This is a genomic window from Streptosporangium sp. NPDC049046 (assembly GCF_040649155.1).
In the GTDB taxonomy this organism is placed as follows: domain Bacteria; phylum Actinomycetota; class Actinomycetes; order Streptosporangiales; family Streptosporangiaceae; genus Streptosporangium.
In genome coordinates, this window is record NZ_JBEZEZ010000002.1 from 158744 (window position 1) to 177224 (window position 18481).

Below are 18481 nucleotides of genomic sequence, written 5' to 3' on the forward strand. Positions count from 1 at the left end.
AGGAAGCTCAGGGGGGCGCATGAGTAGTACCAGACGGCGCAAGGTCGGTATCGCGGGCGCGGTCGTCGGTGTCGCGTCGGCCGGAGTGGCCGCAGGGGCTCTCGCCAAGCGGTACGCCGTCGGACGCATCAGGCTCCGCCCCGACCTGGAGGCGAGCGAGCCGCTCGGAGAGCTGCGCGGCCGCCCCACCACGGTCACCACCTCCGACGGTGTTCCCCTGTACGCCGAGGTCGACGGGCAGGAGGAGGCTCCGCTCACCGTGGTGTTCTGCCACGGTTACACGCTCAACCTCGACTCCTGGCACTACCAGCGGCGCGACCTGGCCGGCGAGCACCGCCTGGTCCTGTGGGACCAGCGCTCCCACGGGCGCTCGCCACGCATCCCGATGAAGGACTGCTCGATCGACCGGCTCGGCGACGACCTGGCCGAGGTGATCGAGGCGCTGGTGCCCGGCCCGTGCGTGCTCGTCGGCCACTCCATGGGCGGTATGACGATCATGGCGCTGGCCGACAGGCACCCGGAGCTGTTCGGCGACAGGATCAGAGGGGTGGCGCTGATCTCCACCTCCACCGGCAAGCTCGGTGAGATCTCCCTGGGCCTGCCCGCGCTGCTGTCGAAGGCGGTGCACAAGGTCACGCCGGGCACGGTGTCGATCCTGAGACGCGGTGGCTCGCTGGTCGACAAGAGCCGCCAGGTCGGCAACGACGTGGCCTTCCTCGTCCTGCGCCACCTCGGGTTCGGCGATTCCAAGAACGTGAGCCCCACGGTCGTCGACTTCGCCGAGTCGATGATCCGCTCCACCCCGTTCGAGGTGATCGCCGAGTTCTACCCGGCGCTGATGTCGCACGACAAGCTGAGCGCGCTACGCGTGCTGGACGAGGTCCCGACCTCCATCATGGTCGGCGACAAGGACTGGCTCACCCCCGTCGAGCACAGCAGGGCGATGGCGGCGGCGCTGCCGAGCGCCCGGTTCACCGAGGTTCCGGAAAGTTCGCACCTGGTCCAGCTGGAGCGGCCTACCGTGGTCAACGACGCCCTGCACGACCTGCTCAAGCGGGTGGACACGGCCGACATCGATGACGAGGACCGGTGAGCCGCAGGCGCACGTACGGCGTACGGTGAGCCCTGAGCGGGGTTCGCCGGGGCCGTGAAGACGGCGCTGAGCCCTGGAAGGTCCTGGAAGACCTCGTGAGGCCCAGGAAGGCATGGAACAGGAGTGACGAAGCGGTGAGAATCGTGGCGACCGCCGAGGAGATGCGGGAGCTGGGCGAGGAGTTGGCGGCCCTGTTGCGCCCGGGGGACCTCGCGGTGCTCTCGGGCCCGCTCGGCGCGGGCAAGACGACCCTGGTGCAGGGGATCGCCGAAGGGCTCAAGGTGCGCGGCCCGATCACCTCGCCGACCTTCGTCATCGCCCGGGTGCACCCCTCGCTCTCGGGTGGACCGGCCCTGGTCCACGTCGACGCCTACCGCCTCGGGGGTGATCTGGAGGTCGACGACCTGGACCTGGACGCCTCGATCGAGGAGTCGGTGACGGTCGTGGAGTGGGGCGAGGGCCTGGTGGAGGGGCTCGCCGACGACCGGCTGGAGATCCTCATCGGCAGGGGCGCGTCCGAAGAGCCGGGGGAGGAGCGGACCGTCACCCTCAGGGGAATCGGGCCGCGCTGGCACGGCGTCATCTGATCTGCCTACAAAGACAGAGAAATCCTGGCACGCTCGGACTACGCACCATTGGTCTAGATCGTCAGGCGTGATGATCGACTCTTGCGGGTTTGCCCATGTTTAATGGGGAACAGGTGGGAAATCGTGCCGGGCGAGGGTCGTCGGCCGGAGGGCGAAGTGGAGTTCGACGGTGCCAAGCGTCAAGCGTGTCGCGGTTGTGGGAGCCATCCTCCTTTTCGGACTGGTCGGGTGCTCTGCGGGTGCCGAAACGGCCGACCCGTCGGGCACACCCACCACGGCCCCACCTGATTCCGGCATCAGCCGGCAGGACATCGAGGTCCAACTCCAACCGGCCCGCGCCAAGGCCGGGCAGAAGGTATGGATCCTGGCCAACTGCCCGATCCCGCAGGGCGGCCCCGAGCATCGCGGTACCGCGTCCTCCAAGATCTTCCGCACCCCGGTGACCCTCGACCCGATCCTCGCGACGCCCACGCCCGACCCCGCCTCGACCGCGACCCCGGCACCGCGTCCGTGGGTCCGTGGCCAGGCCACCGTCGCCGAGGGCACCGAACCCGGGATCCACGAGGTCAACGCGAGGTGCGAGGGGACCAACGACACCGGCAAGGCCAACCTCAGGATCGTGGCCGACACCGAGCCGAGCTCCACCCCCACCTCCAAGCCGACCAGGACGATCATCAGCACCGAGGCGCCGGAGACGGGTGGCGGCGGCACCGCCGCCGGAGGCCCGAACGACTCGGGCGCCCCGATCGGCACGACCGGCGTCCTGCTCGCCCTCGCCCTGGCCGGCGGCATCGGCATCGCGGTCGTGCGTCGCCGCCGTTCGTAGTCCTCCATGGCCGATTCAACCCGCTGGTCCAGGATCGTCCTGGCCGGGGTCATCACCGGCGTCGTCCTGGTCGCGTTCGGCAACCGGGGCGGCGAGGTCGAGAAGGAGAAGGCGCCCGCCCGCGCGTCGGTCTCGCCCAGCCGCATCGACATCCCCTCACTGGGGATCAAGGCGCCGCTGATGAAGCTCGGCGTGACCGACGGCCGGGTCGACCTGCCGCCGTACGAGAAGCCGAACGTCGCGGGCTGGGTGAAGGACAGCGCGGTCCCCGGCGACGAGGGGTCCGCGGTGATCCTCGGGCACGTGGACACCAAGACCGCGCCCGCGGTCTTCTACAAGCTCAAGGAGATGCGGGAGGGGCAGGTGATCAAGGTCGTACGCAGCGACGGCAAGGTCGCCCAGTACCGGGTGGACACGGTCGAGCAGATCAGCAAGAACCGGTTCCCCGCCGACAAGGTCTATCTTGAGGACGGCCTGCGACTGATCACCTGCGGCGGGACCTTCGACTGGGACAGCCACGAGTATCGCGACAACCTCATCGTCTACGCCACCCTGGTCAAGACCTGAGCCCTCGCGGGACGGGCTAGGCTAAGTGTTCGTGCTGGTCCTGGCCTTTGACACCGCGACCCCCGCCGTCACCGCAGCTCTGCACGACGGTGCGAGGGTCCTCGCCGAGTCGACGACGATCGACGCGCGCCGCCACGGCGAGCTGCTCGTCCCCACGATCGAGACGGTCCTGAGCGAGGCCGGGGCCTCGCTCCGCGACGTCACCGCCATCGTCGCGGGCTCGGGACCCGGCCCCTACACCGGCCTGCGGGTCGGCCTGGTGACCGCCCAGGCCCTCGCGACGTCGCTGGGCGTCCCGGCGTACGGCGTGTGCACCCTCGACGCGCTCGCGTACGGCAGCGGACCGGACGAGCCGTTCCTGGTGGCCACCGACGCCCGGCGCAAGGAGGTGTTCTGGGGCCACTACCGGGACCCGCGCACCCGGCTGTCGGGCCCCGCGGTGGACCGGCCCCAGGACCTGCCGGGGGAGCTCCCGCTGGTCGGCGCGGGCGCGCGGATGTACGCCGAGATCGTCGGCGCCTCCCGGATCCTGGACGCGCCGGAGTATCCCGGCGCGGGCGCGATGGCGGCGCTCGCCGCCGGGCGACTCGGCGAGCCGGGCGTCCGCGAGGCCGCGGAGAGCGGCACCCACCCCGTGCTCGGTCCGCCCAGGCCGATCTACCTGCGCCGGCCCGACGCCAAGGTGCCCTCGGCGCCCAAGAAGGTCTCCACGTGACGGCCGTCCTGCGCCGGATGACCGCGGACGACCTGCCCGCGGTGATGGAGGTCGAGCGGAAGACCTTCCCCGCCGACGCCTGGAGCGAGGGCATGCTCCGGGGGGAGCTCGACGACCAGCCGAGGACCAGGCACTACGTGGTGGCCCTGGTCGACGGCGTGATCGTCGGCTACGCGGGCCTCGCCGCGGCGGGGGACCAGGCCGACGTGCAGACCATCGCCGTCCTGGCCGAGTGGCGCGGGAACGGCGTCGGCGGCGCGATGCTGACCGATCTTCTGGCCGAGGCCGCCCGCAGGGGCGCCGTGTCGGTCTTCCTGGAGGTGCGCGCCGACAACCTGGGCGCGCAGGCCGTCTACGACAGGTTCGGGTTCGAGCGGATCGGCCTGCGCCGCCGCTACTACGAGGACGGCACTGACGCGATCATGATGAGGAAGGATCTCCATGCGTGACGAACCGGTGGTCCTGGGCATCGAGACCTCCTGCGACGAGACGGGAATCGGCCTCGTCAGGGGGCACACGATGCTGGCCAACGCCATCGCCTCCAGTGTCGAGCAGCACGCCCGCTTCGGCGGGGTGGTGCCCGAGGTCGCCTCCAGGGCGCACCTGGAGGCGATGACCCCGACCGTGGAGCGGGCACTGGAGCGGGCGGGCCTGCGGTTCGCCGACGTCGACGCGATCGCGGTCACCGCCGGGCCCGGCCTGTCCGGCGCGCTGCTCGTCGGCGTCGCCGCGGCCAAGGCGTACTCGCTGGGCCTGGGCGTGCCGCTGTACGGCGTCAACCACCTCGCCGCCCACGTCGCGGTGGACCAGCTGGAGCACGGGGCGCTGCCCAAGCCCTGCATCGCGATGCTGGTCTCCGGCGGGCACTCGTCGCTGCTGCTGGTGCCCGACGTCGCCAGGGACGTCATCTCGCTGGGTTCCACGGTGGACGACGCCGCGGGCGAGGCGTTCGACAAGGTGGCGAGAGTGCTCGGCCTGCCGTTCCCCGGCGGGCCGCACATCGACAGGGTGGCCCGTGACGGCTCCGGCGCGGCGATCGCGTTCCCGCGCGGCAAGTACGACGACGGGACGCTCGACTTCTCCTTCTCCGGCCTGAAGACCGCGGTGGCCCGATGGGTGGAGGCGAGGGAGAAGGCGGGTGAGCCGGTTCACGTGCCCGACGTGGCGGCGTCGTTCCAGGAGGCCGTCGTCGACGTGCTGACCCGCAAGGCGTTGCAGGCGTGCGCCAAGTACGACGTTCACGACCTGCTGATCGGTGGCGGGGTGGCGGCCAACTCCCGGCTGAGGGCGATGGCACAGGAGCGCTGTGACGCGGCCGGTGTCCGGTTGCGGGTCCCCAGCCCCGGGCTGTGCACGGACAACGGCGCCATGGTGGCGGCCCTGGGCTCGGACCTGGTCGCGGCCGGCATCACGCCGTCGCGGCTGGACATCCCGGCCGACTCCTCGATGCCCATCACCACCGTCCACGTCTGACGGGCCCCGTCCTCGTCAGGGGATGACGCCCGGCCGAGGGCGTCCGCGCGCTCCTTCGAACCCCCGCCGAGGGCGTCCGCGCGCGCCCCGCCGATCCCGCCGGGGGTGTTCGTGCGTTGGACCCCCGCCGGCGTGTCCGTGTGCGCCCGTCGGCCGTCGCGCCCCCGTTGGGCGGCGGCCGCACGGGGCTCTCCCCTTTGCCGCGGGTTCTTCCTCCGGGGGCCGCCCCGAGGATTTCTCCTTCGAGGGCTCCTTCCTCCCGGAGGCACTTCACCACGGGTGCCTTAGACGGAGTGCAGGGTGAGCACCGGGTAGTCGGTGTAGCCGCGGTGGTCGCCGCCGAAGGCCGAGCTGAAGTCGGCCTGGTTGAGCTCGGCGCCGAGGCGGAGGCGGAGCGGCAGGTCGGGGTTGGCCAGGAACGACTGGCCCAGCGAGACCAGGTCGGCGCCGCGCTCCAGCCACCGCGTGACCCTTTCGACCGGGGCGTCGATCGAGGGGTCGTTGACGATGAGGGCGTTCGACCACAGCGTCTGGATCTCCTGGTTGAGCTCCTCGGAGGAACTCGCCACCAGGTGGAGGTAGCCGAGGTCGAGCGCGGCGAGCTCGGAGACGAGCGCCGGGTAGATCTCGTGCATGTCGTCCTCGACCAGGTCACCCGCGCCGTTGCCCGGCGAGAGGCGGATGCCGACCTTGGAGGCGCCGATCCGGTCCACGACCGCCCGCGCGGTCTCCACGGCGAAGCGGATCCTGTTCTCCGGCGAGCCGCCGAAGTGGTCGTCGCGCAGGTTGGCGTTCTGCGACAGGAACTGCTGGATGAGGTAGCCGTTGGCGCCGTGCAACTCGATCCCGTCGAAGCCCGCCTCCACGGCGCGTGCGGCGGCGTCGGCGAAGTCCTGGACGGTGGACTCGACCTGGGCGGTCGTCAGTTCGAGCGGGGTCTGGTAGTCCTGCAGGCCGGTGGGCGTGAAGATCTGCCCCGCCGGCCGTACGGCGGACGGCCCCAAGGGGAGCGCGCCGGTGTTGTCGGGGTGGCCGATCCGGCCGGCGTGCATGATCTGGGCGAAGATCCTGCCGCCCGCCGCGTGGACGGCGTCGGTGACCTCACGCCACCCGGCCACCTGTTCGTCGGTGTGCAACCCCGGGGTGTTCATGTAGCCCTTGCCGGCCTGGCTGGGTTGGACCCCCTCGGTGATGATCAGGCCCGCCGAGGCCCGCTGGGCGTAGTACAGGGCGGTGAGCGACGAGGGGATTCCGTCGACGTAGGCCCGAGAGCGTGTCATGGGCGCCATCACCAGGCGGTTGGGCAGCTGGAGGCCGGCGAGCGTGAACGGTGAGAACGGCATGGTGAACTCCTTTTGTTGGCTGGCCAACTTGGCTAGCCAATAAGTAGTTCTACAACTTGGTCGGCCAACATGCAAGCGGGTAGTCTCGGGGAGAGCGGAAGGACCCGACCATGGCGGAGTTGTCGATCGACGAAGAGCGCGACGTGACCGAAGAGCGCGGCACGACACCCGAGGCCCTCTCCGGAGGAGGTGACGAGGCCGGGGCGTGTCCCTCGTCCGCCGGCGAGTGCGGCGACTACGACAACGACCTCAACTGCCTGATGGCCTACGCCACTCGCGGCCACCGCGTGCTGCTCGCCGACCTCCTCGGCGAGATCGACCTCTACCCGGGCCAGGAGCGTGTGATGGGCGCGCTGTGGGACAACGGCCCCCAGTCGCAGAACGCCCTGGCGAGAATCGTCGGCGTCGACGTGTCCACCATGACCAAGACCCTGCAGCGCCTGGAGCGCAGCGGTTTCGTCAGTCGCAGGCCCGACCCCGCCAACCGGCGGATCAGCATCGTCGACATCACGCCCAAGGGGCACGCGCTCCGCCCGGAGGTGGACCGGGTCCTCGCCGAGGTGCACCGGCGGATGACCAACGGACTGACGGCCGAGCAGACCGACGAGCTGTCGTCCCTGCTCTCGGTGGTCAGGAACAACCTGTGCCGCGAGGCGAAGGTCGTCGAAGGCGAGGGGAGGCGCCCGGCGGCCGATGCCACCCGCTCCGGCTGACGGCGTCCGTGCTTCTCGCGCGGTTCGTCCTCTCCCCGTGAGGCCCGGGTCTCCCCACACGGTGAGGGCCGGGCGGGATCTTCCGCGAAGGGCGAGCGGGACCGGTGAGGCCGGGCGGGATTTTCGCGAAGGCCGAGCGGGACCGGGGAGGGCCCGGAGCGGCCCCCGGCGGAGAACCGAGGTCAGTCCTTGTCGCCCCTGGTGGGACGGAGCAACGCCTCGGCCAGGGCGAGCATGGTCTCCTCCAGGGCGCTCAGACGACGGGTGAGGTCGGCGTGCGCGGGCTCCACGGTCTCGCTCAGGGCCTCGGAGAGCTCGTCGCGGTCGGGCAGGGCGCGGAGCGTCTCGGCGAGAGGGGAGAGTGCCGCCTCCGCCCTGATGACGCGCTCGTCCAGGGAGTCGAAGCGCTCGCGCTGCTCGGCGGTCTGAACGCCGATGAGCGCGCCGACGCCGAGCACGGCCGGCAGGTCCTCCAGGCGCTCGTCCAGGCTCTCCAGGCGCTCTGCGGACTTCTCCGCGCGCCCGTCCAGCGTGGACAGCCGGGAGTCGATGACGTCCATCCGGCAGGTGAGGCGCCCCTCGATGTCGTCGAGGCGCTCGTCGAGGGTGTCGAAGCGGCCACCGGCCGTCATGCGATGGCCGTCCAGCCTGTCGATGCGGCTCTCGACGGCGGCGGTGCGCTCGTCGATCCTCGGCGCGACCAGGTCGACCCCGGCGCCCACCTGCTCGACTCTTCCGCTCACCAGGTCGACCTTGCCGTTCACCTGCTCGACGGCGGCGAGCATCCGGTCCGTGGCCGTGCCGACGGCCTGCTGGACGCTCGCCACCAGGTCGAGCATCCCCGCCTCGACGCGCCCGGTGCGCTGGGAGAGGTCGGCCACGGCCCGGTCGAGGCGGCTGAACCGGTGCGCCGCGACGCCCATGTCGGCCTGGAGCCTGCCCAGGTGCTCGGCCAGTTGCCCCACCTGCTCGTCGAGGCCCTGGGTGCCGTCGGAGATCGCCCGTAGGCGGGTGAGCGCCTCGTCCATGCTCTCGCCCACGGAACCGAGGTCGGTCCACAGGCTCGGCAGCTCGCCCAGGGGGACGACCCGGTCGCGGACGGTGTCGACGCGGCGGCCGAGGGAGTCGACCCGCTCGCCGACGGTGTCGACGTGGTCGCGTATCGCCTCGACGTGCTGGGCCAGGCCCTCGGCCCAGGAGGGCGGGCGGGCGGCGATGTCGTCCAGCCGGCCGTGGACGGACTCCAGCGTGCCGTTCAGCCCGCCGATCTCGCGCTCCCTGACCTCGCGAAGCACCCACTCCATGCCCTCCAGGCGCCGCCGGATCTCGTCGAGCACGGCCCCCTGGGTGCGCTGCTCGTAGACGTGGTCCTGTGCCGCGCGGGCGAGGAGCTCACGCATCCGGTCGGAGATGGCGGCCTGGCCGCCTGCCTGGAGCAGGGTGTGGTCGGAGTGATCCACCGAGAGCTCCTTCGCTCGCCGACGCTCAGCCGCGCGGTTGGGTTTGATGGGATTTGCTGATGAACGAGAGGGAAACGCAGGCGAGAGAGAACTCCCGCCCGGCAACCTTAGCCCCTGGATCAGGGTTTTCTGGCAGCGAGAATAAAAGAAAGGAATTGCCGGTTGGCTGGAAGAATTGACTATTTTGGCTGGTCAGATGGTGATGATCCGCCGGTCAGTCGGAGGTGCACACGAAGGCGAACGGCCGGTCACCGATTCGGGTGAGAATGACCACCGCGGATTCCCCGCCGGAAAGTCGGAGGTCTTTCCTGAGGCGGTCGACGTCCACCGCTGAGCCACGCTTCTTGATCGTCACATTGCCGGCGCCGCGCTCGCGGAGCGCCGCCCGCAGCCGCTTGAGCGAGAACGGCAGCGTCTCGTGGACCTCGTACCGCGACGCCCACGGCGTCGGCGTCGCGGTGTCACCGGTGATGTAGGCGATCTGCGGGTCGAGCAGGTGCCCGCCGACCGACGCGGCGATCTCCGCGACCAGGTGGGCGCGGATCGCCGCGCCGTCCGGCTCGTAGATGTAGCGTCCCGCGGGGCCGGTGGCGGGATCGCCGAGGGCGGGGTCGGGGGTCATCGTGGCCCCCGACGGCAGGATCGTCGCCCTGCGCGCCGCCTCGCCCGCCAGCGCACCGCACCAGATCACGGCCTCCTTGACGTCGCCTTTGTACGAGACCCACTCGGCCTCCGCGCCCTCGGGGACGAACTCGTACGGGATCCCGGGGGCGACCTTCAGGCAGGCGGCCCCGGCTCGGGCCACCATCTCCAGCACGGCGGGCCAGGGCGGTGAGTATCCCATCGGGTCGAAGGTCCGGCCCCGCGCGCCGCGGCGCGCGGGGTCGGCGAACAGGACGTCGAAGGCGGCCGGGTCCAGGGTGGAGGCGTCGGCGGCGCGGACCGAGACCCGGTCGCCGAAGCCCAGGGCGTCGGCGTTGGCCTGGGCGATCGCGGCGGTGAGCGGGTCGGCGTCGACGGCCTCGACGGAGCACCCGGCCCTGGCCAGGGCGAGGAGGTCGCCGCCGATGCCGCAGCAGACGTCGGCGACCCGCGAGCCCGGGGGGAGGCGCCGCGCCCTGTGGTCGGCGACCTCGCGGCGGGTGGCCTGCTCCAGGCCGGTCCGGGTGAAGTACATGAGATCGGCGTCGGCGCCGAACTTCTCCCTCGCGCGCAGCCTGAGCGTCGCCTGGGTGAGCGCCGCGGAGGTCAGGTCCGCGTCGTAGATCTTCCTTAACCTCGTCACCGCCGTCACCGGGTCGTCGGCGGCGGTCTCGGCCGCGGCGCCCAGAGCCTCCTGGCCGCGCTGGGTGAGGAGCTCCCGGAATGCGTCGAGATTCACATCGGCCGACGCTACCGCCTCGGCCGTAGGGCTTCGCCGTAGGGCTTCCACCTGGCTTGACGTTCGCGTGAAGCGGAGAAGGGGTGCTTCGTGTTGACTGTCAAGGCCACCTTGCATACTGTTCCGTATTGGCACTCTCCCGGTGAGAGTGCCAAATACATGCGACGAGGCAGGTCTGACACCCGCGACGGCAGACCGCTGGTCGCCTCTTCTAGATCATTCATATCTGAAGGGGAGGTCCGACGTGACGACCGCCACCAAGGTTCCCGTTAAGCCGCTCGGCGACCGCATTGTGGTCCAGCCGCTTGAGGCCGAGCAGACCACCGCTTCCGGTCTGGTCATCCCGGACACCGCCAAGGAGAAGCCGCAGGAGGGCAAGGTCCTCGCGGTGGGTCCCGGCAACTGGGACGACGAGGGCGAGAAGCGGATTCCGCTCGACGTCAAGGAGGGCGACGTGGTCCTCTACAGCAAGTACGGCGGCACCGAGGTGAAGTACAACGGCGAGGAGTATCTCGTGCTCTCCGCCCGTGACGTGCTCGCCATCATCGAGAAGTAGTTCTCGCTTCACAAAGATGACGTATCGAGCCCCGGGTCGCGTCAGCGCCCGGGGCTTTGATGCGCCGACGTACTTATAGAGAGGATTGTCATGCCGAAGACCCTGTCGTTCGAGGAGGACGCGCGCCGAGCTCTCGAGCGCGGCGTGAACGCTCTCGCGGACGCGGTCAAGGTGACGCTGGGCCCGCGCGGCCGCAACGTCGTCATCGACAAGAAGTTCGGTGCGCCCACCATCACCAACGACGGTGTCACCATCGCCCGCGAGGTCGAGCTGGAGACGCCGTACGAGAACCTGGGCGCCCAGCTGGCCAAGGAAGTGGCGACCAAGACCAACGACGTCGCCGGTGACGGCACCACCACCGCGACGGTCCTGGCCCAGGCCATGGTCCGCGAGGGTCTGCGCAACGTGGCCGCCGGAGCGCAGCCGCTCTCCCTCAAGCGCGGCATCGACATCGCGGCCAGGACCGTGAGCGACCGGCTGATCGAGTCGGCCCGTCCGGTCGAGGACAAGAAGGAGATCGCGAATGTGGCGACGATCTCCGCGCAGGACGCCAAGATCGGTGAGCTGATCGCCGAGGCGTTCGACAAGGTGGGCAAGGACGGTGTCATCACCGTCGAAGAGTCCAACAGCATGGGCCTGGAGCTCGAGTTCACCGAGGGTCTCCAGTTCGACAAGGGTTACCTGTCGCCCTACATGGTGACCGACCAGGAGCGCATGGAGGCGATCCTGGAGGACCCCTACATCCTGATCACCCAGGGCAAGATCGCCTCTGTCGCCGACTTCCTGCCGCTGCTCGAGAAGATCGCGCAGACGAAGAAGGCCCTGCTGGTCATCGCCGAGGACGTCGAGGGCGAGGCCCTCGCGGTCCTCGTCACGAACAAGATCCGTGGCACCTTCACCTCCGTCGCCGTCAAGGCGCCGGGCTTCGGTGACCGCCGCAAGGCCATGCTGCAGGACATCGCCATCCTCACCGGTGGCCAGGTCGTGAGCGAGGAGATCGGCCTCAAGCTGGAGCACGTCGGCCTGGAGGTGCTGGGCACCGCCCGGCGCGTCGTCATCACCAAGGACTCCACCACCGTCGTCGACGGTGCCGGTGAGGCCGCGGCGATCGCCGACCGCGTCAAGGAGATCAAGCTCGCCATCGAGCAGTCCGACTCCGACTGGGACCGCGAGAAGCTCCAGGAGCGCCTCGCCAAGCTCTCCGGCGGCGTCTGCGTGCTCAAGGTCGGCGCGGCCACCGAGGTGGAGCTGAAGGAGAAGAAGCACCGCCTGGAGGACGCCATCTCGGCGACGCGTGCGGCGATCGAGGAGGGCATCGTCTCCGGCGGTGGCTCCGCGCTCATCCACGTCTCCAAGGTCCTCGACGACCTGGGCCTGACGGGTGACGAGGCGACCGGTGTCTCCATCGTCCGCAAGGCTCTCGTCGAGCCGGCCCGCTGGATCGCGGAGAACGCCGGCCTTGAGGGCTACGTCGTGACGGCGAAGGTCACCGAGCTGTCCGTCGGCCAGGGCTTCAACGCCGCCACCGGCGAGTACGGCGACCTGATCGCCCAGGGCGTCATCGACCCGGTCAAGGTCACCCGCTCGGCCGTCCAGAACGCCGCCTCCATCGCCGGCATGCTGCTGACGACCGAGGCCCTCGTGGTGGACAAGCCCGAGGAGGAGGCCCCGGCCGCCGGCCAGGGTCACGGCCACGGCCACGGCCACTGATTCCTCAGCGGTTCCGAAGCGGTTCCGAACGGCTCGCGTCTCGCAGGAGGCGCGAGCCGTTCGTGTTTCGCGGTAAACCGAAAACGATCTCAAGCGTCATGTCGGACGGAAGACCAAACGCGGTTCTAGCGAATAGACGATGTATTTGGCAATCGAATGAAATATTTGCACATTCTGTAGTCGTTGCCGTCGCTGTTTGATTACGCCCCGTTACTCCGCCTCAATGTGACCAATCCGTAGCCGTTTGCGATGACGACAGTCACTATCGGGGCGGGCATCATGCCTAACGTGACCGAGGGATGCGTCGCCGACGCCAAAAATGGGGTGAGGCTTGCGACGAGGTCTGATGGGGTCGCCCACAGGGATGATCTCAAGGATCTGACAAGCCTCGCCGTTCAGGGGGATCGCACCGCGATCGAATCTCTGATCGCGCAACTGCGGCCGATGGTCGTCCGATATTGCCGTGGTCGTCTGGGCCGGGTTTCCGGCCAGTATCACATCGCGGACGACGTGGCCCAGGAAGTATGCATAGCGGTGCTGTCCGCGCTGCCCCGATACCGTGACATGGGACGCCCGTTCGCTTCCTTCGTCTTCGGTATCGCGTCTCACAAGGTGGCCGACGCGCTGCGCAGCTCCGTGCGATCCGCCGTGCCCACCCAGGATCTTCCTGACGGGCCCGACGAGGGGCCGGGGCCCGAGGAGACGGTGGTGCGTTACATCGAGGCCGAACACGCCCGCCGGCTGCTGTCCAGGCTGCCCGACAACCAACGCGAGCTGCTCATGCTCCGAGTGGTGTCGGGTCTTTCCGCCGAGGAGACCGGTAATGTACTCGGCATGTCACCAGGTGCGGTTCGTGTGGCCCAGCACAGGGCGCTCGCCCGGTTGCGAGCGATGGCGGAGCTGGAGTCGATAGCTTGACCGCGGAGCCGTCGAAGAGGGGGCGCGAGCGCAAGCCCGAGCCGCGGGACGGGGATCGCGACGACCCGGAGCGAGAACGATCATGACAACGGTTCACCCGCGCCGTCCGGTTCGTAGATACGGGCCGGACGAGGACCCGGCGGTAGCCGAGACCGACGAGCTCGTGGAGGCCCTCTCGGGCAGGACGCCCGTCTCCACCTCGGACGTCGCGGTCGCGCTGCTGGCGGCCCTGGTCGACGACGTGGATCAGCGGTGTTCTTCGGTGTCGATCACGCCGTCCACGTAACCACGGGCGTATTCCCAGCTCACGTAGTCGGTGGGGTTGGGCTGGTAGGCGGGCTCGTGCACCTGGGGCTGGCCGTTCTCGATCATCTGGCGCAGGTTGCCGCGCAGCAGCTCCCAGTCGAAGTAGTGCTGCTCTCCACATTCCGGACAGTCGAGCACCAGGCCGAGTACGCCCTGAGGCTCCAGCAGCGAGCGGAAGACCTCCACGTCGGCGAGGTCGGTCATGGCCTCGTCGCGCTCGTCCGTCGTCAAGGGCTCGGGATCGTCGGCATCGCCCAGCGCCGCCGCCGGGTCGTCGGGGTCATCCGCGAATGGGTCGCGAGGGACATCGTCGAGCACGATCCCACCTTATGGCCTGGATGTGACAGACGAGTTCCGAACTGTATGAGTGGGACGCTTTAGGACAGTGCGGGCAACTCGGAGATGCCGAAGGTCCCCGGCGATGGGGGAAGGTCCAGGTGACAGGGGAGCCCGAGGGCGGCGGCCGTGCCGGTAGGCCCCGGGGAGCCTCGGGAGCCCGGGTGGCCCGGGGGAGCCTAGGCGAGCCAGCCGCGCCGGGCGGCCTCCACCCCCGCCTGGAACCGCGACTGCGCCCCCAGTTCGGACATGGCGTCGGCGAACCTGGCACGCACCGTGCGGACCGAGACGCCCAGCTGCCGGGCGATCATCTCGTCGGTGACGCCCTGGCCGGCCAGTCGCAGCACCCGGACCACCCCGTCGTCGCGGTGGGTCCAGGGCAGGCGGGCGGCGCGGGCCCACAGCTCCTCGAAGAGTGAGCGCAGCGCGGCCACCACGACGGGAGCCCTCACCAGGTGGAAGTTGTAGGCGTTCTCGGGCAGCGTGCCGCCCCACTGGGCGGGCATGCCCGCGGCGTCGTCCCCCGCGATGAGGAACCAGCTCGGCACCGTGTCGAGGGTGCGGACCTCGGCCCCCGCCCGCTCGAACTGGTCCAGTTTGTCGCGCAGACCGGGGATCTCCAGGGTGTGCACCGGGATGGTGACCCGGCAGGAGAGCAGGCCGTCGCGCTGGGCCGCGATCCACTGGTCGGCGTAGCGGTGCGCGAAGTCGCTCATCGTCCGCCTGTCGGGGATGCCCGACATCAGCTTCAGCGGCGGGGCCTGGACCGCCATGCCGATCACGCTCTCGTAGAGCTCGTCCGCCCCTCCGACCAGGTCCACGGAGAACTGGCCGGTCTGGTAGTCGCGCCCGGCGTCGTACTGGTGGATGAAGCCGCGGATCGAGCCGAGCACGGTGTCGATCCTGCGACTCTCGGCGGCGAGCCGGTCCAGCCTCTCCGCGACCAGGTGGCCGAGGGCCGCGGCCGGGTGACGGGCGAGGTACTCACCCCCCTGCTCGTCGACGACTCCCAGCCGTACCAGGGTGGCCAGCTCGCGGCCGATCGGCTCGGGCGAGCCGTTGGTGGCCTGGGCGAGTTCGGCGCAGGTGGCGCGGTGCAGGCGCAGGACCGCGTTGTAAAGGGTCGTCTGGGCCGGGGTGAGCCCCAGGGTTTCCAGTGGATCGGGCAGTGCGGGGGTGTCTGTGCGCATCGGTGAGGGACTCCTGCAGGTACACGAGGTCTGGCGAGGATAACCCGGCGAATCATCCCTGTCCGGGCGTTGCTTCTACTCGCATGCCCTCGTGTGCAGCTTCGTGCAATTGCACGTTCGGACATTGCGTGGCGAACGCATCGTGACGCACCCTTGACGCAGCGTCGGCAAAGGCGCGGATCACACCGCCATCCGGATGTGGAGGGGGGTTCGGGTGGTGTCAGGGCGTCCCCGCGCCGACGCCGGTGATCCGGGGGACCGAGCGGATCACCGACCGCTCGGTCCCTCGCTTTCCCTTTCCTCCCCGTTTTACCTGGGGGGCCCGTCTTTCCCCCGGGCCCCCCGGACCCCTCTTCTCTCCGCGGTCCACCTGTCTCGCCTTTTTCCCCCGGGTCCACCGGGTTTGGCGCCAGACTCTAAACTGTGACCCGGGGGTCGGCGCCTTTCCCCGTCATGAGAGCGCCGCGGCAGGAGGATTGCAGATGGCCAAGTTCACCGAGCCGGGGTTCACGTTCGACGACGTGCTCCTCGTTCCCGCGTATTCGGACCTGCAGCCGGGGCAGGCCGACACCACCACGCGGCTGTCTCGGGGCATCACCCTGCGGATCCCGCTGGTCTCGGCGGCGATGGACACGGTGACCGAGGCCCGCATGGCGGTGGCGATGGCACGCCAGGGCGGCATCGGCGTCCTGCACCGCAACCTGTCGATCGAGGACCAGGCCCAGCAGGCCGACCTCGTCAAGCGCTCTGAGGCCGGGATGGTCACCAACCCGGTCACCTGCTCCCCGGACGACACGCTGGCCGACGTCGAGCGCCTGTGCGCGACGTACCGGATCTCCGGGGTCCCGGTGACCGACGAGACCGGTGTGCTCGTCGGCATCGTCACCAACCGCGACATGCGCTTCGAGACCGACGAGAACCGTCCGGTACGCGAGGTCATGACCCCGATGCCGCTGGTCACCGCGCCGGTCGGGGTCTCCACCGACGACGCGTTCGACCTGCTCAAGCAGAACAAGATCGAGAAGCTCCCGCTGGTCGACGCCGGAGGGCGGCTGCGCGGGCTCATCACCGTCAAGGACTTCACCAAGAGCGAGCAGTATCCCCTCGCCACCAAGGACGCCGACGGCCGGCTCGTCGTGGGGGCGGCCGTCGGCGTCGGGGGCGACGCGGAGAAGCGGGCGATGGCGCTGATCGAGGCCGGGGTCGACGTGATCGTGGTGGACGTCGCGCACGGTCACTCCAAGGGCCTCGCCGACATGATCGCCAAGATCAAGTCCAACAGCCGGGTCGACGTGATCGGTGGCAACATCGCCACCCGCGCGGGCGCCCAGATGCTCGTCGACGCCGGGGTCGACGCGGTCAAGGTCGGCGTCGGGCCGGGCTCCATCTGCACCACCCGCGTGGTCGCCGGTGTCGGCGCCCCGCAGGTGACGGCGATCCACGAGGCCTCGCTGGCCGCGGGTCCCGCCGGGGTTCCGGTGATCGGCGACGGCGGCCTGCAGTACTCGGGTGACATCGTCAAGGCCATCGCGGCCGGAGCCGACACGGTCATGCTCGGCTCGCTCCTGGCGGGTTGCGAGGAGTCCCCGGGTGAGCTGATCTTCATCAACGGCAAGCAGTTCAAGTCGTACCGGGGGATGGGCTCGCTCGGCGCGGTCCGCAACCGCGAGCGCGGCGGCGCCTCCTTCAGCAAGGACCGCTACGCGCAGGGCGACGTCGGCCACGAGGACAAGTTCATCCCCGAGGGCATCGAGGGGCAGGTCCCCTACCGCGGCCCGGTCGCCGCGGTGGCCCACCAGCTCATCGGGGGCCTGCGCCAGGGCATGTGGTACTCCGGGTGCCGTACGGTCGCCGAGATGCACGAGCGGTGCGAGCTGATGCCGATCACGGCGGCGGGCCTCAAGGAGAGCCACCCGCACGACATCCAGATGACGGTCGAGGCTCCCAACTACCACGGTCGCTAGAGCGGCGCGCGCCGCTCACGCGGGAGAACGTGGCGTGCGCCCCGCACGCACGAGACGCCGCGCGTACGGCCGTACCGCGGGGAACCGGCGTGTCGGGCGCACGCAGGGAACACAGCGTGCGCTGTGCGCGCACGGAACACGGCGTGCCGGGCGCACGCATGGAACACGGCGTGCGCTGTGCGCGCACGGAACGGGAAAGACAGGCATATGACTCAGGTAGAGATCGGCCGCGGCAAGAACGGCCGCCGTGCCTACGCGCTCGACGAGATCGGCATCGTTCCCTCCCGTCGCACCCGCGACCCGGAGGAGGTCTCGATCGCCTGGCAGATCGACGCCTACCGCTTCGAGTTGCCCGTCGTGGTGAGCCCGATGGACAGCGTGGTCTCACCGAAGACCGCCATCGAGGTCGGCAGGCTCGGCGGTCTCGCCGTGCTCGACCTCGAAGGGCTGTGGACCAGGTACGACGACCCGACGCCCCTGCTGGAAGAGGTGGCCGAGCTCAAGGGCGCGCCCGCCACGAAGCGGCTGCAGGAGATCTACGACGCGCCGATCAAGGAGGAGCTGATCGGCCGCCGCATCGAGGAGATCCGCGCCGCCGGGGTGGCGACGGCCGTCCGGCTGTCCCCGCAGCGCACGGTCCAGTACCACAAGGCCGTCATCGACGCGGGCGTGGACATCTTCGTGATCCGCGGCACCACGGTCTCGGCCGAGCACGTCTCCGGCAGGGCCGAGCCGCTCAACCTCAAGCAGTTCATCTACGAACTCGACGTGCCCGTCGTCGTCGGGGGGTGCGCCACCTACACCGCGGCGCTGCACCTGATGCGGACCGGCGCGGCCGGGGTGCTCGTCGGCTTCGGCGGCGGTGCCTCGCACACCACCCGCACGGTGCTGGGCGTGGTGGTGCCGATGGCCACCGCGATCTCCGACGTCGCCGCCGCCCGCCGCGACTACATGGACGAGTCCGGTGGCCGTTACGTCCACGTCATCGCCGACGGCGGCATGGGCACCTCCGGTGACATCGCCAAGGCGATCGCCGTGGGCGCGGACGCGGTCATGGTCGGCTCGCCGCTGGCGAGGGCCGTCGAGGCTCCCGGCCGGGGCTTCCACTGGGGGTCCGAGGCGCAGCACCCCGAGCTGCCCAGGGGCAAGCGGGTCGAGTTCGGCACGGTCGGCACGCTGGAGCAGATCCTGCACGGCCCCTCCTCGGTCGCCGACGGCTCGATGAACCTGATGGGCGCGCTCAAGCGCACGATGGCCACCGCCGGATACTCCGACCTCAAGGAGTTCCAGCGGGTCGAGGTCGTCGTCGCTCCGCAGGGCTGACCTTCTCGCGAGGGCGGGGC

Annotated in this window: 19 protein-coding genes; 14 read left to right on the forward strand and 5 right to left on the reverse strand. The window is 70.1% G+C overall.

Features of this window, described 5'->3' with window-relative positions; all coding sequences use genetic code 11:
* Positions 1-19 precede the first annotated feature (19 nt).
* From AB0B96_RS03170 to tsaD, 7 genes are all read left to right on the forward strand, one after another.
* A complete protein-coding gene (locus AB0B96_RS03170) occupies positions 20-1093 on the forward strand; it encodes an alpha/beta hydrolase (RefSeq protein ID WP_362896024.1) in 1074 nt (357 codons plus the stop codon).
* A 134-nt stretch (positions 1094-1227) separates the two neighbouring features.
* Positions 1228-1680: a tRNA (adenosine(37)-N6)-threonylcarbamoyltransferase complex ATPase subunit type 1 TsaE gene (tsaE, locus tag AB0B96_RS03175; RefSeq protein WP_362896026.1), complete on the forward strand. Its 453-nt coding sequence runs from the start codon at positions 1228-1230 to the stop codon at positions 1678-1680.
* Between the two features lie 169 nt (positions 1681-1849).
* Positions 1850-2506, forward strand: coding sequence for a hypothetical protein (locus AB0B96_RS03180; RefSeq protein WP_350943324.1), 657 nt, complete (start codon positions 1850-1852; stop codon positions 2504-2506).
* 6 nt (positions 2507-2512) lie between these two features.
* On the forward strand, positions 2513-3073 hold the full coding sequence (locus tag AB0B96_RS03185) for a class F sortase (RefSeq protein WP_362896031.1): 561 nt from the start codon (positions 2513-2515) through the stop codon (positions 3071-3073).
* Between the two features lie 31 nt (positions 3074-3104).
* Positions 3105-3788, forward strand: a complete 684-nt coding sequence (gene tsaB / locus AB0B96_RS03190) for a tRNA (adenosine(37)-N6)-threonylcarbamoyltransferase complex dimerization subunit type 1 TsaB (RefSeq protein ID WP_362896034.1) — start codon at positions 3105-3107, stop codon at positions 3786-3788.
* A gap of 17 nt (positions 3789-3805) precedes the next feature.
* The gene (gene rimI / locus AB0B96_RS03195) at positions 3806-4237 is read left to right on the forward strand and encodes a ribosomal protein S18-alanine N-acetyltransferase (RefSeq protein WP_350943570.1); all 432 of its coding nucleotides are present in this window, start codon (positions 3806-3808) and stop codon (positions 4235-4237) included.
* Positions 4230-5261, forward strand: coding sequence for a tRNA (adenosine(37)-N6)-threonylcarbamoyltransferase complex transferase subunit TsaD (gene tsaD / locus AB0B96_RS03200; RefSeq protein WP_350943328.1), 1032 nt, complete (start codon positions 4230-4232; stop codon positions 5259-5261). Before rimI ends, tsaD begins: the two co-directional genes overlap by 8 nt.
* A 284-nt stretch (positions 5262-5545) precedes the next feature.
* Here the strand turns inward: tsaD and AB0B96_RS03205 are convergent, their stop codons facing one another.
* On the reverse strand, positions 5546-6604 hold the full coding sequence (locus AB0B96_RS03205) for an alkene reductase (protein WP_362896039.1): 1059 nt from the start codon (positions 6602-6604) through the stop codon (positions 5546-5548).
* 110 nt (positions 6605-6714) lie between these two features.
* Between AB0B96_RS03205 and AB0B96_RS03210 the strand changes: the two genes are divergently transcribed.
* A complete protein-coding gene (locus tag AB0B96_RS03210) occupies positions 6715-7317 on the forward strand; it encodes a MarR family transcriptional regulator (RefSeq protein WP_362896042.1) in 603 nt (200 codons plus the stop codon).
* Between the two features lie 182 nt (positions 7318-7499).
* Here the strand turns inward: AB0B96_RS03210 and AB0B96_RS03215 are convergent, their stop codons facing one another.
* The gene (locus AB0B96_RS03215; RefSeq protein WP_362896045.1) at positions 7500-8777 is read right to left on the reverse strand and encodes a hypothetical protein; all 1278 of its coding nucleotides are present in this window, start codon (positions 8775-8777) and stop codon (positions 7500-7502) included.
* Between the two features lie 214 nt (positions 8778-8991).
* Positions 8992-10158, reverse strand: coding sequence for a methyltransferase domain-containing protein (locus AB0B96_RS03220; protein ID WP_362896048.1), 1167 nt, complete (start codon positions 10156-10158; stop codon positions 8992-8994).
* A gap of 244 nt (positions 10159-10402) precedes the next feature.
* Between AB0B96_RS03220 and groES the strand changes: the two genes are divergently transcribed.
* The 4 genes from groES (at position 10403) to AB0B96_RS03240 (ending at position 13628) form a co-directional block, all read left to right on the forward strand.
* Positions 10403-10714 carry a co-chaperone GroES gene (gene groES, locus AB0B96_RS03225; protein WP_030912806.1) on the forward strand — a complete coding sequence of 104 codons (312 nt, stop codon included), beginning with the start codon at positions 10403-10405 and terminating at the stop codon, positions 10712-10714.
* A gap of 90 nt (positions 10715-10804) precedes the next feature.
* Positions 10805-12424, forward strand: a complete 1620-nt coding sequence (gene groL, locus AB0B96_RS03230) for a chaperonin GroEL (protein ID WP_350943337.1) — start codon at positions 10805-10807, stop codon at positions 12422-12424.
* Between the two features lie 279 nt (positions 12425-12703).
* On the forward strand, positions 12704-13342 hold the full coding sequence (locus AB0B96_RS03235) for a sigma-70 family RNA polymerase sigma factor (protein WP_329090055.1): 639 nt from the start codon (positions 12704-12706) through the stop codon (positions 13340-13342).
* An 82-nt stretch (positions 13343-13424) separates the two neighbouring features.
* Positions 13425-13628, forward strand: coding sequence for a hypothetical protein (locus AB0B96_RS03240; protein ID WP_350943339.1), 204 nt, complete (start codon positions 13425-13427; stop codon positions 13626-13628).
* Here AB0B96_RS03240 and AB0B96_RS03245 read toward each other — a convergent pair.
* On the reverse strand, positions 13589-13966 hold the full coding sequence (locus AB0B96_RS03245) for a DUF5319 family protein (protein ID WP_350943341.1): 378 nt from the start codon (positions 13964-13966) through the stop codon (positions 13589-13591). The two genes, AB0B96_RS03240 and AB0B96_RS03245, sit on opposite strands and share 40 nt — an antisense overlap.
* Before the next feature lie 197 nt (positions 13967-14163).
* A complete protein-coding gene (locus tag AB0B96_RS03250; protein ID WP_362896056.1) occupies positions 14164-15174 on the reverse strand; it encodes a helix-turn-helix transcriptional regulator in 1011 nt (336 codons plus the stop codon).
* A 482-nt stretch (positions 15175-15656) separates the two neighbouring features.
* On the opposite strand from AB0B96_RS03250, the gene guaB reads away from it, so the two are divergent.
* Positions 15657-17138, forward strand: a complete 1482-nt coding sequence (gene guaB, locus AB0B96_RS03255; RefSeq protein WP_350943344.1) for an IMP dehydrogenase — start codon at positions 15657-15659, stop codon at positions 17136-17138.
* A gap of 207 nt (positions 17139-17345) precedes the next feature.
* Positions 17346-18461 carry a GuaB3 family IMP dehydrogenase-related protein gene (locus tag AB0B96_RS03260; RefSeq protein ID WP_362896063.1) on the forward strand — a complete coding sequence of 372 codons (1116 nt, stop codon included), beginning with the start codon at positions 17346-17348 and terminating at the stop codon, positions 18459-18461.
* The last annotated feature ends 20 nt before the right edge of the window (positions 18462-18481 follow it).

Bases quoted from the DNA above. Each gene is read 5' to 3' on its own strand.
- tsaD (WP_350943328.1), top strand. From the start codon at position 4,230: ATGCGTGACGAACCGGTGGTCCTGGGCATCGAGACCTCCTGCGACGAG.
- AB0B96_RS03185 (WP_362896031.1), top strand. From the start codon at position 2,513: ATGGCCGATTCAACCCGCTGGTCCAGGATCGTCCTGGCCGGGGTCATC.
- AB0B96_RS03260 (WP_362896063.1), top strand. From the start codon at position 17,346: ATGACTCAGGTAGAGATCGGCCGCGGCAAGAACGGCCGCCGTGCCTAC.
- AB0B96_RS03205 (WP_362896039.1), bottom strand. From the start codon at position 6,604: ATGCCGTTCTCACCGTTCACGCTCGCCGGCCTCCAGCTGCCCAACCGC.
- AB0B96_RS03235 (WP_329090055.1), top strand. From the start codon at position 12,704: ATGCCTAACGTGACCGAGGGATGCGTCGCCGACGCCAAAAATGGGGTG.
- AB0B96_RS03240 (WP_350943339.1), top strand. From the start codon at position 13,425: ATGACAACGGTTCACCCGCGCCGTCCGGTTCGTAGATACGGGCCGGAC.
- AB0B96_RS03170 (WP_362896024.1), top strand. From the start codon at position 20: ATGAGTAGTACCAGACGGCGCAAGGTCGGTATCGCGGGCGCGGTCGTC.
- guaB (WP_350943344.1), top strand. From the start codon at position 15,657: ATGGCCAAGTTCACCGAGCCGGGGTTCACGTTCGACGACGTGCTCCTC.
- groL (WP_350943337.1), top strand. From the start codon at position 10,805: ATGCCGAAGACCCTGTCGTTCGAGGAGGACGCGCGCCGAGCTCTCGAG.
- rimI (WP_350943570.1), top strand. From the start codon at position 3,806: ATGACCGCGGACGACCTGCCCGCGGTGATGGAGGTCGAGCGGAAGACC.
- AB0B96_RS03250 (WP_362896056.1), bottom strand. From the start codon at position 15,174: ATGCGCACAGACACCCCCGCACTGCCCGATCCACTGGAAACCCTGGGG.
- AB0B96_RS03210 (WP_362896042.1), top strand. From the start codon at position 6,715: ATGGCGGAGTTGTCGATCGACGAAGAGCGCGACGTGACCGAAGAGCGC.